This is a genomic window from Citrobacter sp. Cpa228 (genome assembly GCF_030333085.1).
In the GTDB taxonomy this organism is placed as follows: Bacteria; Pseudomonadota; Gammaproteobacteria; order Enterobacterales; family Enterobacteriaceae; genus Citrobacter; species Citrobacter pasteurii.
In genome coordinates this window covers 33,938-48,625 of sequence record NZ_JAOWGQ010000057.1, presented here as the reverse complement: position 1 = coordinate 48,625, position 14,688 = coordinate 33,938, and the positions used below count along the sequence as shown (strand labels likewise).

Sequence of the window (14,688 nt, the reverse complement as noted above, 5' to 3'; positions counted from 1 at the left end):
CTTTTGTAAGCTCCTGAGGAGTCGCTCAGTTGCCGCCGCGATGCGACGCGAATTACTTTGGACTTCATTACTCCACCAGCAATAATTTATAAAGCGGTTGATTTTCTTCAACCAAATCAGCAAGTGTGTAGTTGTCCAGTTCCGTGAGAAAACTTTGCACTGCCTTAGAAAGCGCCTGTTTGAGTCGACAGGCTGGGGTAATGTGGCAAAACTCGCTGCTACAATTGACCAACGATAGAGGTTCCAGCTCGCGAACCACATCACCAATACCAATAGCCTTAGCCGGTTTGCCCAGGCGGATACCGCCATTTTTTCCACGAATAGCAGTAACAAAGCCCGCCCGGCTAAGTTGATTGATTATTTTGACCATATGATTACGGGACACGCCGTAGACTTCTGTCACCTCAGAAATACTGGTCATACGTCCTTCGGGAAGTGACGCCATGTAGATTAGCGCACGTAATCCGTAATCGGTGAAACTTGTTAACTGCACATCAACCTCAGGAAAAGGGATAAAACGGATAAACCTGGTGGTATTAATTATATTGATGATAAACCAGCCACCAGCCAGGTCGCTAATTTATTTCAATTCAGGAAGGAAAAAAGCGAGGAACTTATGTGATTTTAAGCCGGATTCTGCTGCAAAGCGCTCCATCCGGCCTAAGATAGTGCAAGCGCAGCGCCATTCGACGCCACGCTATAACCAGAATTATGCGTCGAACGGGTCGCGCAGGATCATGGTTTCAGTACGGTCTGGACCAGTTGAGATAATATCAATTGGCACACCGGTCAGTTCTTCAATACGCTTGATGTAGTTCAGTGCTGCCTGCGGCAGACCGCTACGTTCCTTCACGCCGAAGGTGGATTCAGACCAGCCCGGCATGGTTTCGTAAATCGGCTCAATACCTTTCCAGTCGTCTGCTGCCAGCGGAGTCGTCGTGACTTCACGGCCATCCGGCATACGGTAAGCAACACAGATTTTAACCTCTTTCAAACCGTCCAGTACGTCCAGTTTGGTCAGGCAGAAGCCAGACAGGGAGTTAATCTGTACTGCGCGACGCACAGCAACGGAATCCAGCCAACCGGTGCGACGACGACGACCGGTGGTCGCGCCATACTCGTTACCTTGTTTGCACAGGAACTCGCCAACGTCATCAAACAGCTCAGTCGGGAACGGACCCGCGCCGACACGGGTGGAGTAAGCTTTGATGATACCCAGAACATAGTCCACATAACGCGGGCCCAGGCCGGAGCCGGTCGCCACGCCACCTGCAGTGGTGTTGGAAGACGTTACGTACGGATAGGTACCGTGGTCGATATCCAGCAGCGTACCCTGCGCACCTTCAAACATGACGAAATCGCCACGCTTACGCGCCTGGTCCAGCAGATCGGAAACATCAACAACCATAGACGTCAGGATGTCGGCAATCGCCATCACGTCATCCAGCACTTTCTGGTAGTCAACTGCTTCAACTTTGTAGAAATTCACCAACTGGAAGTTGTGATATTCCATCACTTCTTTCAGTTTTTCAGCGAAAGTTGCTTTATCAAACAGGTCGCCAACGCGCAGACCGCGACGAGCCACTTTATCTTCATAAGCCGGGCCGATACCACGACCGGTGGTACCGATCGCTTTCTCACCGCGCGCTTTCTCACGAGCGTTATCCAACGCCACATGATAATCAAGGATCAGCGGACACGCTTCAGACAGCAGCAGGCGCTCACGAACCGGGATACCACGATCTTCCAGCCCTTTCATCTCTTTCATCAGCGCGGACGGAGACAGCACAACACCGTTACCGATGATGCTGGTTACATTCTCGCGAAGAATACCTGATGGAATAAGATGGAGGACGGTTTTTTCACCGTTGATTACGAGAGTATGGCCTGCGTTGTGACCGCCCTGGTAGCGCACAACATATTTAGCCCGTTCAGTCAGAAGATCGACGATCTTCCCTTTACCTTCGTCACCCCATTGGGTGCCCAGTACGACGACGTTGTTACCCATTTTTCAAAATCACCGTTTGCTTAAAAATGGATTCTACCACCGCTTTTTCAGATATACAGCACTTTTTGCATCCAAAAATCCGCAAATTAGTCTACTTATTGATCAGCCAATCGTTTTCCTCAACATGTAGTAGACGACCACGCCCGCGACCACAAGACCTCCACCAAAACGACGCAAAATATTTTCAGGAAGTTGTGCCATCGCCGAGATCATTTTCTTCCAGGCGCGGGGATACAGCATAGGACCCAAGCCTTCCAGCACCAAAACCAGCGCGAGCGCCAGCAAAATTGTTGAGTTCATCTGCCGTCCTTATCTAAAAAGAAAACCACCGCATCCCTGGGGATGCCGGTGGTTTTGCTGGTCTAAAACCGCTGGAGCTATTTTAGCGTGTTGCGCTATTCGGCGTCTTCATGTAACGGAAGAAATCGCTGTCCGGGCTCATGACCATGACATCCTGGTTTCCTTCGAAGCTCTTCTCGTAAGCGCGCAGGCTACGGATGAAGGCGTAGAAGTCAGGATCCTGACTGAACGCGTCGGCAAACAATTTAGCGGCTTCTGCATCACCTTCGCCGCGCATAATGCGGCCCTGGCGCTCAGATTCTGCCAGCGTTTTGGTGACTTCATAGTCCGCCGTTGCACGCAGTTTTTCCGCTTCTTCCTGACCCTGTGAACGATGGCGACGCGCTACCGCTTCACGCTCAGCGCGCATACGGTTGTAAATAGCTTCGGATACTTCAGCTGGCAGGTTGATTTGCTTGATACGCACATCGACCACTTCGATACCCAGTGCCGCCATACTGTTCGGGTTGATGACCGGGACTTTACCGTTCGTTTCAGCCTGCACACGTTCAGCCGCTTCGGCAATCGCGCTGTCCGCCGCCGGCGTCGCGACTTCATCTTCCGTGCCGGCAGAACCGGAGTTCAGCGCGTCACGAACTTCCAGGGTCAGACGACCGCGGGAATCGGTAACGATGTCTTTCACGTCCAGACGACCAATTTCAGAACGCAGACGGTCAGAGAACTTACGTTTCAGCAGGACTTCTGCCTGAGAAACATCGCCACCGCCCGTTGCCAGGTAGTAGCGGCTAAAGTCACTGATGCGCCACTTGATGTAGGAGTCAACGATCAGGTCTTTCTTCTCTTTGGTAACAAAGCGATCGGCCTGGTTGTCCATGGTCTGAATACGCGCATCCAGCATCTTCACGGATTCAATAAACGGAATCTTGAAGTGCAGGCCTGGTGCAACGACCAGCGGCTTGTTGTCATCGTCACGCAGAACTTTACCAAAGCGCAGAGTAATACCGCGTTCGCCTTCTTTGACCACAAAGACAGACATGAACAGAACTACCAGAACGATGATGATAATCGCAATAACTGACTTACGCATCGTTATTCCCCCTGACGCTGGTAGTCGTTACGCTGCGCATTCGCGCGGCGTTGGTCCATAATATCGCCCTGACTGGTGGACGAGGTGTTGCTTGCTCCAGTGCCGGAAGACGTTGCCGGTGGCAGACGCAGCAGATTTGAACTGCTGTCAGTCTTAGCTGCTGGCGCATTACCGCCTTTCAGCATCTGATCCAACGGCAGAACCATCAGATTACTGCCCTTATCGTTAACCAGGACTTTACGGGTATGGCTCAGCACTTTTTCCATGGTTTCGATATACAGACGCTCGCGAGTAATTTGCGGTGCGGCTTTATATTCCGGCAGAATTTTTGCGAAACGAGCCACTTCACCCTGAGCTTCCAGGATGGTCTGGGTCTTATACGCACGCGCTTCTTCCAGAATACGCTGCGCCTGACCGTTTGCACGTGGCTGCACTTCGTTGGTGTACGCTTCTGCTTCACGGATGTACTGCTGCTCGTTTTCACGCGCTGCGATAGCATCATCAAACGCCGCTTTTACCTCTTCCGGCGGACGTGCTGCCTGGAAGTTGACGTCCAGCAGGGTGATACCCATGTTGTACGGACGAATGGTTTCTTCCAGTTCACGCTGGGTATCGCTACGAATAACGGTACGCCCTTCGGTCAGGATACGGTCCATAGTGTATTTACCGATAACCCCACGCAGGGCGCTGTCGGTTGCCTGACGCAGACTGTCATCCGCGCTGGTTACGCTAAACAGGTAACGCTGCGGATCGGTCACGCGGTACTGCACGTTCATTTCAACGCGCACGACGTTTTCATCTGATGTCAGCATCACGCCGGATGCGGCAAGTTCACGCACGGCTTCAACGTTGACCGGAGTCACCTCGTCGATAAAGGTCGGTTTCCAGTTCAGACCCGGCTCAACCAGATGGCTGAATTTACCGAAGCGTGTCACCACGCCACGTTCCGCTTCTTTAATGGTGTAGAAACCGCTGGCCGCCCAGATAATGACGATAGCTGCCGCTGCGATAGTAAAGACTCGGCCGCCCAGTTGCGGACGTGGGCCTTGCGATGAACTACCGCCGCCAGAACCCGCGCCTTTACCGCCACCCAGACCACCGAGCTTTTTACTCAGTTTGCGGAAGATATCATCCAGATCGGGAGGTCCCTGTTCGCGACCACCTTTGTTTCCATTTCCCTCAGGGTTGCCGCCAGGTTTGCTGCTTCCCCAGGGGTCGCGGTCTTGTCCGTTATTACCGGGCTGATTCCACGCCATTTTTGTGCTCCATATTTGTTATGCGATGCTATACCTGCGTTTTTTGCGCTGCAGATGCGTTGGCTACGTCTTTCAACCCCAGTCACATAGTTGACTATGCGCCTGGAGATTCCAGGACTTGCCGCCTTTCTGCCGCATAAAATCCACGAGGAATAGAGGCGAAAAAATCTTCAGGCCATATCCGTCAGGTCAGACAACATAGTCTTCCAGTGCCGGTTCTTGTTTACAGAGGCGACGCCAGTCTACGATCGGCATACGTACTTGCAGACCTACGCTACCGTCTTCCTCCATCCACTCTTTCTCTATTGCCTGAAGTTGGTAAAACCGGCTTCTCAGTCGCCCTTCCTGCGGCGGCAAACGCAACGTATGTTGCGCCACCTCACCGGAAAGTCGCTCAGTCAAAGCCTGAAAAAGCTGTGGTATACCTATTCCCGTTTGCGCTGAAACCCAAACGCGAATCGGTTTATTCTCTTCATCTCTGTCGATACGCGGCTCAAAATCATCCAGCATATCGATCTTATTCATCACCAGCAGAGTCGGGATCTCATGCGCATCGATCTCTTCGAGTACCGTGTCGACGGCCTCAATGTTTTCCTGCACACGAAAATCTGCCGCATCAATAACGTGCAACAGCAAGGTCGCCTGACGAGTCTCCTGCAAAGTGGCCTTAAACGCCGCCACCAGGTCGTGCGGCAAATGACGGATAAACCCTACGGTATCCGCCAGCACGGTTTCACCGACATCCGCAACGTCTATTCGACGAAGCGTCGGATCCAGGGTCGCGAACAGTTGATCCGCTGCGTAGACCTGGGCTTCGGTTATCTGGTTGAACAGGGTGGATTTTCCGGCGTTGGTATACCCCACCAGTGATACGGTTGGGACATCCGCTTTCTTGCGCGACTGCCGCCCCTGCTCACGTTGCTTTTCAACTTTTTCCAGGCGCGACTGTATTTGCAAAATGCGATTACGCAGCAAACGACGGTCGGTTTCGAGCTGGGTTTCACCCGGACCACGCAAACCAATCCCGCCTTTTTGCCTTTCAAGGTGAGTCCAGCCACGGACCAGGCGTGTAGCCATATGGCGCAACTGCGCCAGCTCAACCTGCAACTTACCCTCATGGGTGCGCGCACGCTGGGCGAAAATATCTAAAATAAGACCAGTCCTGTCGATAACAAGACACTGGCACAACTGTTCCAGGTTACGTTCCTGGGCGGGGCTTAGAGCATGATCAAAAATCACCACCGCAGCGCCAGTCGCTTTTACGGCTTCGGCAATTTCGATTGCCTTACCTTCACCAACAAAATACTTCGGGTGCGGTGCTTTACGGCTCCCGGTAATCACCTGCATTGCTTCGACACCGGCGGAAGAAACCAGAGATTCAAACTCCTGGAGGTCTTCCATATCTTTGTCTTGCGAAAAATAGATGTGTACCAGTACCGCCTGCTCACCGGCATCATAACGGTCAAACAAGCGTCAACCCCTTAATATGTATCAACGGGGAACGCAGGATCGCTGGCTCCCCGTGTGTAAAACAGCTGACAACCTTATTCGGTTTCTTCGCTGTCCTGTTGCGCAGATGAACCTTGCGCGTTGCTACCGTGATGGTAGTTGCTGCCAGTGCCGCCGGTGGCATTGTTACTGTGATGAGAAACCGGGCGAGACGGGACAACCGTAGAAATCGCGTGCTTATAAACCATCTGGCTGACCGTGTTTTTCAACAGGATCACGAACTGATCAAAAGACTCGATTTGACCTTGCAGCTTAATACCATTCACCAAATAAATAGAAACTGGAACACGTTCCCGACGCAGTGCGTTCAGGAACGGATCTTGTAAAGATTGCCCCTTAGCCATTCTCTCTTTTCCTTATATGCTTATTTGTACTTAATACGCTTCATCCTTCAGGTTGCCTCTACGTTAGCGACGTTCGTTCCCCCCTGTCACTTACTTGAGTAAGCTCCTGGGGATTCACTCTCTTGCTGCCTTGATGCAACTTGAATGACTTTGCGTATTGAACCTTATGGTTCTGAAAAATTGCGCACGATACGTTTCAATTGTACACATTCAGTTCGCGATAGCACCAACAACCTGTAATACTTCGTTTCGCGCCTGGTCAGGCTTTTCACTGTCAAGCCAGTGCACCCCTTCCCAACCACGCAACCAGGTTATCTGCCGCTTCGCTAACTGCCTCGTGGCGCAAACACCTCTATAAACCATTTCATCGTGTGAAATTTCGCCTTCAATGTATGACCACATCTGGCGATACCCGACACAACGAATGGAAGGCAAATCCGTATGCAAATCTCCTCGGGCAAAAAGCGCCCGGACTTCTGCTTCAAAACCTGAAGCTAACATCTGATGAAAACGCTGCTCAATTCGCTGATGGAGCAATTCACGGTTCGCCGGAGCGATCGCAAACTGGTGCACCTGATACGGCAAAGCATCTCCTGACGTTTGCGTCAGCTCCGTTAAAGTTTTACCCGAAATGAAAAAAACTTCCAGTGCCCGGGAAAGTCTTTGCGGATCATTTGGATGAATCCGCGCTGCAGCTACCGGGTCAATCTCCTGAAGCTGTCGGTGTAACGCGTCCCATCCAAGCTCTGCCGCCTGCTGCTCGATTCTGGCCCTGACCTCCGGATCTGCCGACGGTAACGGTGACAACCCTTCAAGCAACGCTTTGAAATATAACATCGTGCCACCCACTAACAGCGGGATACGCCCCGCTGCGGTGATATCGGCCATCTCGGCTAGCGCATCGCGACGAAAATCCGCAGCAGAATACACTTGCGCCGGATCACGAATATCCAGCAATCGGTGTGGTGCGGCCTTCAATTCATCAGCATCAGGCTTCGCGGTGCCGATATCCATCCCCTTGTAAATAAGGGCGGAATCAACGCTTATCAACTCTACGGGCAAAACTTTACGCAATTCAATTGCTAATGCCGTTTTACCGGAGGCCGTCGGCCCCATCAAAAAAATTGCCTTTGGCAGGCTCGCCTTACAGGTATCACTCATGTTTCAGGGCGTTCATTACCGAATGTAAATCAACAGGTTGTAACAGACCACCCGGCGGCGCCTTCACGAGTTGTGGGCAGAGCCGCTCAACATCCGCCAACAGCGTAATCGCCTGGGCCATGCTCCACTGCGGATGCTCGCTCATCAGGTTACGAGCAATCCACTGCGCAATGTTGCCCGCTTCGAATACGGTTTGCTGCGCCAGGTAGCCTATCAGTTCAGGAATCAAGATTTGTAAATTTTGTTGGCGTAAGGGTAAAGGCACCGCCCGGATGGTCACATGCTGCGCATCCAGTTGAAATTCAATGCCCAGCTCAGCCAGTTGGCTCTGTCCTTTTTGCAGCGCCGCTTTTTCATCGGCGTTGACTTTTAAACGTAACGGGATCAGCAATGGCTGAGCGCAAACAGGGGTCTGCCCGGGCGTAAGCTGCGCCTGCCGCAACCACCGTTCCGCCACTGGTAATGCCAGCAACCGAATCTGGCCCTCGCTTTCCAGTAATGCACAGTCGGTCCCTACGATAGTCAGCACCCTTCCAAACCCCTGACTGTTGCCGGTAAGAGGTGCTGTCGGTGTTTCAGCGACCGGCGGTTTGTGCATCGGAGCCGGTGTCTGCAGCAGGCGCTGATAAATTTCGCCCTGCTGCTTTTGATATCCAGGCTGGGCATGCGGCCAACTGACGCTTGCCTGCCCCTGGCGACCACTTCCGCTGCCGGAAGAGGCAGAATAACGGGGAGTAGCAGGTTCACGCGCTGGCGCAGGTTCGGCAAAATGGTTACGCCCTGCCGCTACGCGATTTTCCGGGATATGTCTTGGGGCGAGCTCTTCGTCATCAACCAACGGCAGCGAGGTTTCCAACTGCTGTTGTAGGACGCTTAACACGCCCTGATAAATAAAATCATGCACCAGACGAGACTGGTGAAAACGTACCTCATGTTTGGCTGGATGCACGTTTACATCCACCTGATGCGGGTCGATTTCCAGATACAGAACAAAAGCGGGCTGCTGATCGGCGCCCAGCTTATCTTCACAGGCCTGACGAATAGCATGGTTGATCAACCGATCGCGCATCATCCGGCCATTCACATAGCAGTACTGAATTTCCGCCAGCGCTGCCGTTGTGTGGTTCGGATCGGCCACCCAGCCGCGCAGCGTTAAATCGCCATGCTGCCATTCAATCGCCAGCGCATGTTCCAGAAACGGCGTGCCGCATATCGCGCCCAGTCGGCGCTCTTTTTGTCCATCCGCCGCTACGGCACGATACTGGCGCACCATTTTGCCGTTGTGTGACAAATTAATCGTCACATCAAAACGTGCCAGCGCAATGCGGCGAATAACCTCATCAATATGAGTAAATTCGGTTTTTTCGGTGCGCATAAACTTGCGCCGCGCCGGGGTGTTGTAGAACAGATCTAACACCTCCAGCGTGGTTCCCACCGGATGTGCGGCAGGTTTAACCGTCACATCCATGTCGCGCCCTTCTGCATAGGCTTGCCAGGCCTCAGCCTGTTCTTGTGTACGCGACGTCAGGGTTAAACGAGAAACAGAGCTGATGCTGGCCAGCGCTTCGCCGCGAAATCCGAGGCTCACGATGGCCTCGAGATCGTCAAGCGAGGCAATTTTACTGGTGGCATGGCGGGCCAGCGCTAACGCCAGCTCGTCTTTTTTAATCCCGCAGCCGTTGTCACGAATACGGATAAGCTTGGCGCCGCCGCGCTCGATATCAATATCAATGCGCGTCGCACCGGCATCAATGCTGTTTTCCACCAGCTCTTTCACCACTGACGCAGGCCGTTCTACCACCTCGCCTGCGGCAATCTGGTTCGCCAGCTGTGGCGGTAGAACCTGAATCGGCATGGCTAATCCTTAATTTGTTAACGTGTTACCAGGCGATACCGCACTGGCGGTTTGCGCCGGTGCGCCCTGCGGCCCGGTTTGCATTGGGTGCGCCTGGAAATAGTTACGCAATCCTTTGTAAATCGCCTCGGCCAGTTGCTGCTGATAATCATCACTCGCCAACAGACGCTCTTCGCTGTTGTTGCTGATAAAACCGGTTTCGACCAGCACTGACGGGATATCCGGCGAGCGTAATACGCCAAGGCTGGCGTGTTCCGGGCGGCGTTTATGCATCGAGCCAATACGTTCTAACTGGCCGATCATGCTGGTCGCCACATCATACCCGACACGTTGCGAATGGCCGAACTGCAGATCCAGCACGGCCTGGCTGAGATAAGGATCGGACTGGCTGTTTGCCAGCACATCGCCTGCGCCGCCCAACAGCTCTGATTGCTTCTCGTGCTGTTCCAGCCAGCCGGCCATCTCACTGTTCGCCCGACGGTTGGACAGTACCCAGACGGAAGCGCCGGTGGCATCCCGGTTTGGCGCGGCATCCGCATGGATAGAGACCAGGAAATTGGCGTTTTGTTTACGCGCGACGTCTGAACGCCCCATCACCGAGATAAAGTAATCGCCATCACGGGTGAGTACGCCTTTAAACATCGGGTCATCATTGAGCAAACTGCGCAGTTTACGCGCCACGGCAATCGTGACGTTTTTCTCACGCGTGCCGCCAGGGCCAATCGCCCCCGGATCCTGCCCGCCGTGTCCTGCATCAATGGCAATAACCACTTTTTCACCGCTGCCGGAGCTGGCGCGCGCCGCAGGTCGTGTGGAGGTATTACTGTTGGTAACGATCGTAGTGCGATCGTTCTCTGCTTTAAACGGGTTACGCGCAGGCACGGCAGGACGCGGGGCGACAACCGGCGTTTCAACACGCTTAGCAACCACTGGAGGTGGAGGTGGAGGCGGCGGCGGTGGCGCATCCGCTTTGATGGTAAACACAACGGTATAATTACCGCCGTTCTGGCGTTTAACGGCTTCGGCCTTGCCGTTCTCGGTTAAATCCACCACCAGGCGCAGAGACTGCGCATCTTTTGGCGTGCCGGAGCGGATAGATTTCACCAGATTATTGCCGCTAAACAGCAGCGGTAATCCCTGAATCACTCCGGTTTGTTTAATATCCAGCGCGACGGTGCGTTTCCCGTCCTGGGTCACGGCGTATTCAGGATCGCCAATAAAGCTCAGCGTGATCCGCGCCTGTTGATCGCCATTGGAAACCTGAAGATCGGAGAGGCTGGCGGCTCCTGCCTGCGCGCACAGCAGGACCAGGGTTGCCATCAGCCAGTTTCTGATGCGATAAATCATCCCGCCACCCTTAAGGTTATTCGGCTAAACGCGCCAGCAATAATTCACCCGATGAGGAGACTGCGCTTACGCGCGCCTCCCGACCTTGCGCCTGATATTCAATGTGTATTTCGACGTCCGGGTCTGGCAGTACACCTTTACCTTGTTGCGGCCACTCCACCAGGCAGATGGCATCATTGGCAAAATAATCGCGGATCCCCATAAATTCCAGCTCCTCCGGGTCCGCAAGTCGGTACAGATCGAAGTGATATACCATCAAATTATCGAGCGAATAAGGTTCAACCAGCGTGTAGGTGGGGCTTTTTACATTACCTTTGTGGCCTAACGCCTGCAGGAATCCCCGGCTGAAAGTGGTTTTACCCGCCCCCAGGTCGCCGTACAAATAAATTACCGTCGCGCCGTCACAGGCTTTAGCTACCCGCAGTCCCAGGTCTAAAGTCGCCTGTTCATCAGGTAGTGGAATTACTCGATTCATCATGATAAACGTCAATCACATCAGGGTTAACAATACGCTGTAGCGTGGTAAAGAGATCTGTCGCCAGCATGCCGCGCGTACCAAAACGCGCCGCCAGCACATCCGCTGCCGCACCATGCGCAACACATCCCGCACAGGCTGCATCATACGGGGTAAGCTTCTGTCCGAGCAATGCGCCAATAATACCGGAAAGCACATCACCCATTCCGCCGCTGGCCATCCCGGCATTGCCGGTATCAATAATACCCATCTCAGTTTGTTCAGCAGCAACAACCGTACCCGCGCCTTTCAGCACTACCACGCCTCCGTACCGTTTTACCAGACGTTGCGCACAAAGTAAGCGATCGTCTTCAATTTCTGCAATGGAACAGCCCAGCAGCCGCGCGGCTTCACCAGGATGCGGCGTGATCACGCGATTGTGACGTTTATCGGGATTGATTGCCAGCAGGTTCAGCGCATCGGCATCCCAGAGCATCGGTTTGCGAAAATTCTCGACCTTTTGCAGTGCTTTTTTGCCCCACTCCTGCTGACCAAGCCCTGGTCCTATCACTACAACATCCGCCCATGCCAGGCTCTCTTCCAGCGTCTTCGGCGTTAGCGTATCGACCATGAGTTCCGGTCGGGCAGTCAAAATGGGGGCGATATTTTCACTGCGCGTCAGTACTTTGACCAACCCAGCCCCCGCACGCAGCGCCGCTTCACCGGCCATACGAATGGCACCCGCCGTGCCGTGGTCACCGCCAATAATCACCAACCGACCATGGGAGCCTTTGTGCGAGGTAGGTCGACGCGGCGTTAGCCAGTGCGCAAGCTGTTGAGCATCAAAACGTTGCAGCGGCGCGTTCTGCCCCGCCAGCCAGTCGTCCAGCCCGAGTGCGTTAACATGCAGACGTCCGGTGACATCGCGAGCTTTACCGGTGAGCAGGCCTGGCTTGAGCGCAATAAAGGTAACGGTGTGCGCAGCGTTGATGACTGCCCCCGGCGTCGCTCCTGTTTGTGCCAGCAAACCAGAAGGAATATCTACGGCGACGATGGGGGCAGGATGGGCATTGGCATGCTCAATCAGCGTCTGGAGAGGTTCGCGCGGTGCCTGTTTTAAACCGGTCCCCAATAACGCGTCGATAATGACATCCACACGACCAGGACAGACGATGTCTGTAGAGTGAATGACGCCCCCCGCATTAAGCCAGGCATCACGCGCCTGCAGTGCGTCCTCGGGCAGCGGTTTATCACTCTCGTGCGCCAGCAACGTAACGTCAAGCCCCTGCGCTTTGGCAAGCCTTGCCACCACGTAACCATCACCGCCGTTGTTGCCATGACCGCATAGCACCAGCCAGTGTTGGGCATTCGGATAGCGTTCGCGGGTGACCTGAAACACCGCCTCTCCCGCCCGTTGCATCAGCTCGTACAACGTCAGCCCTAAACTGTCTGCCGCCTCTTGCTCCATCCGCCTGATGTCATCGGCGTGCCAGATGGAGTGTGGTATACTTGCGAGGTTTTTCTTCATTGTATGGTCCATCATGTCAGAGCCCCTCGATCTCAATCAGTTAGCGCAAAATATTAAGCAGTGGGGGCTGGAGCTTGGCTTTCAGCAGGTCGGTATTGCCGATACTGACCTCAGCGAAGCGGAGCCCAAACTGCAGGCCTGGCTGGATAAACAATACCACGGCGAGATGGACTGGATGGCCCGTCACGGCATGATGCGCGCCCGACCTCACGAATTATTACCCGGTACGCTACGCGTCATCAGCGTACGTATGAACTATCTTCCTGCTAATGCAGCCTTTGCCAGTACGTTGAAAAACCCCTCACTCGGTTACGTCAGCCGTTACGCGCTTGGGCGCGACTACCATAAGCTGCTGCGTAACCGCTTAAAAAAGCTGGGAGAGAGGATTCAACAGCACTGCGTTTCGCTGAATTTTAGACCTTTTGTCGATTCCGCGCCCATTCTTGAGCGTCCTTTGGCGGAAAAAGCCGGGCTTGGCTGGACAGGTAAGCACTCACTTATCCTCAATCGCGAAGCGGGATCATTTTTCTTCCTCGGGGAATTACTGATCGACTTGCCCCTGCCGGTCGATAAGCCAGTCGAAGAAGGCTGCGGGAAGTGTGTTGCCTGTATGACCATCTGCCCCACCGGAGCCATCGTGGAACCCTACACGGTAGATGCACGCCGCTGTATTTCGTATCTCACTATCGAACTGGAAGGCGCGATCCCAGAAGAATTTCGTCCTCTGCTGGGGAATCGAATTTACGGCTGCGATGATTGTCAGCTCATTTGTCCGTGGAACCGCTATTCGCAGTTGACGACAGAGGATGACTTCTCCCCCCGTAAGCAGCTTCATGCTCCAGAGTTAATAGCACTGTTTAGCTGGAGCGAGGCGTGGTTTTTAAAAGTCACGGAAGGTTCTGCCATTCGCCGTATTGGCCACCTGCGCTGGCTGCGAAATATCGCCGTTGCGTTGGGTAATGCCCCATGGGATGAAGCGGTTATTCACGCGCTGGAAAGTCGCAGAGGTGAGCACCCACTTCTCGACGAACACATAGACTGGGCGGTTGCTCAGCAAATTGAGAAGCGAAATGCCTGCGTAGTTGAGGTGCAGTTACCGAAGAAACAACGTTTGGTCAGGGTCATTGAAAAGGGGCTGCCGCGCGACGCGTAAGTCATCCACAGCTTGTGTATAAAAATAAAAACACATTGATATTCAAGAGGGAAAAGATCGTCAAGTGATCGCATTAACAATTTGAAATGATAATTAATTCAATAATTTCAAATAGTTAAAATGATACTATTCACCCAGCGAAGTTTTTTGTATTCCAGGGATAATACCCGAACCTGTGGATAAGTCTGTTTACAAGAGTATGTCAATGACGAAAAAAAACGTCCCCAACGCGATTATTCGTTGTGGATATTTTTATTGAGGTAAGAATTTGGAGCGGGAAACGAGACTCGAACTCGCGACCCCGACCTTGGCAAGGTCGTGCTCTACCAACTGAGCTATTCCCGCATAATCTTCGTCTTTCGAACCGCTACTGCTTTGGCCGCCTTCATTCGCCTGAGTCACTTACTTCAGTAAGCTCCTAAGGAATCATTCAGTTGCCGCCTTGTCGCAATTCGAAATCCTGCGATTGGTGGTCTGTGCTTATAAGCACTTTCAAATTTTGGAGCGGGAAACGAGACTCGAACTCGCGACCCCGACCTTGGCAAGGTCGTGCTCTACCAACTGAGCTATTCCCGCATAATCTTCGTCTTTCGAACCGCTACTGCGTTGGCCGCCTTCATTCGCCTGAGTCACTTACTTCAGTAAGCTCCTAAGGACTCATTCAGTTGCCGCCTTGTCGCAATTCG

The 14,688-nt window shown here is 53.4% G+C and carries 13 protein-coding genes and 2 tRNA genes; 1 reads left to right on the top strand and 14 read right to left on the bottom strand.

The window, feature by feature from the left end; genetic code table 11:
• Positions 1–67: 67 nt before the first annotated feature.
• The 12 genes from nsrR to nnr form a co-directional block, all read right to left on the bottom strand.
• A complete protein-coding gene (nsrR, locus tag OGX91_RS23775) occupies positions 68–493 on the bottom strand; it encodes a nitric oxide-sensing transcriptional repressor NsrR (protein ID WP_005134424.1) in 426 nt (141 codons plus the stop codon).
• A gap of 216 nt (positions 494–709) precedes the next feature.
• On the bottom strand, positions 710–2,008 hold the full coding sequence (gene purA / locus OGX91_RS23770; RefSeq protein WP_005134423.1) for an adenylosuccinate synthase: 1,299 nt from the start codon (positions 2,006–2,008) through the stop codon (positions 710–712).
• A gap of 102 nt (positions 2,009–2,110) precedes the next feature.
• Complete coding sequence (locus OGX91_RS23765) at positions 2,111–2,308, bottom strand: DUF2065 domain-containing protein (protein WP_005122170.1); 198 nt, start codon at positions 2,306–2,308, stop codon at positions 2,111–2,113.
• A gap of 82 nt (positions 2,309–2,390) precedes the next feature.
• Entirely contained in the window at positions 2,391–3,395 is a 1,005-nt protein-coding gene (hflC, locus tag OGX91_RS23760; protein ID WP_005122169.1) for a protease modulator HflC, read from the bottom strand.
• A gap of 2 nt (positions 3,396–3,397) precedes the next feature.
• On the bottom strand, positions 3,398–4,651 hold the full coding sequence (gene hflK, locus OGX91_RS23755) for an FtsH protease activity modulator HflK (RefSeq protein WP_155021459.1): 1,254 nt from the start codon (positions 4,649–4,651) through the stop codon (positions 3,398–3,400).
• A gap of 189 nt (positions 4,652–4,840) precedes the next feature.
• On the bottom strand, positions 4,841–6,121 hold the full coding sequence (gene hflX, locus OGX91_RS23750; RefSeq protein ID WP_003830495.1) for a ribosome rescue GTPase HflX: 1,281 nt from the start codon (positions 6,119–6,121) through the stop codon (positions 4,841–4,843).
• Positions 6,122–6,195: 74 nt separating this feature from the next.
• Positions 6,196–6,504, bottom strand: a complete 309-nt coding sequence (hfq, locus tag OGX91_RS23745; protein WP_003025584.1) for an RNA chaperone Hfq — start codon at positions 6,502–6,504, stop codon at positions 6,196–6,198.
• Positions 6,505–6,714: 210 nt separating this feature from the next.
• Positions 6,715–7,665: a tRNA (adenosine(37)-N6)-dimethylallyltransferase MiaA gene (miaA, locus tag OGX91_RS23740; protein ID WP_005122167.1), complete on the bottom strand. Its 951-nt coding sequence runs from the start codon at positions 7,663–7,665 to the stop codon at positions 6,715–6,717.
• A complete protein-coding gene (mutL, locus tag OGX91_RS23735) occupies positions 7,658–9,520 on the bottom strand; it encodes a DNA mismatch repair endonuclease MutL (RefSeq protein WP_040232957.1) in 1,863 nt (620 codons plus the stop codon). Before mutL ends, miaA begins: the two co-directional genes overlap by 8 nt.
• 9 nt (positions 9,521–9,529) lie before the next feature.
• Complete coding sequence (amiB, locus tag OGX91_RS23730) at positions 9,530–10,867, bottom strand: N-acetylmuramoyl-L-alanine amidase AmiB (RefSeq protein ID WP_286627450.1); 1,338 nt, start codon at positions 10,865–10,867, stop codon at positions 9,530–9,532.
• 16 nt (positions 10,868–10,883) lie between these two features.
• Entirely contained in the window at positions 10,884–11,345 is a 462-nt protein-coding gene (tsaE, locus tag OGX91_RS23725; protein ID WP_003025570.1) for a tRNA (adenosine(37)-N6)-threonylcarbamoyltransferase complex ATPase subunit type 1 TsaE, read from the bottom strand.
• Positions 11,317–12,864: a bifunctional ADP-dependent NAD(P)H-hydrate dehydratase/NAD(P)H-hydrate epimerase gene (nnr, locus tag OGX91_RS23720; RefSeq protein WP_286627448.1), complete on the bottom strand. Its 1,548-nt coding sequence runs from the start codon at positions 12,862–12,864 to the stop codon at positions 11,317–11,319. Before nnr ends, tsaE begins: the two co-directional genes overlap by 29 nt.
• Here nnr and queG point away from each other — a divergent pair.
• Positions 12,863–14,002: a tRNA epoxyqueuosine(34) reductase QueG gene (gene queG, locus OGX91_RS23715; protein ID WP_005122159.1), complete on the top strand. Its 1,140-nt coding sequence runs from the start codon at positions 12,863–12,865 to the stop codon at positions 14,000–14,002. The two genes, nnr and queG, sit on opposite strands and share 2 nt — an antisense overlap.
• A 269-nt stretch (positions 14,003–14,271) precedes the next feature.
• Here queG and OGX91_RS23710 read toward each other — a convergent pair.
• Together OGX91_RS23710 and OGX91_RS23705 are read right to left on the bottom strand one after the other, a co-directional pair.
• A tRNA-Gly gene (locus tag OGX91_RS23710) sits at positions 14,272–14,347 on the bottom strand.
• Between the two features lie 155 nt (positions 14,348–14,502).
• Positions 14,503–14,578 (bottom strand) — tRNA-Gly (locus OGX91_RS23705).
• Positions 14,579–14,688: the final 110 nt, after the last annotated feature.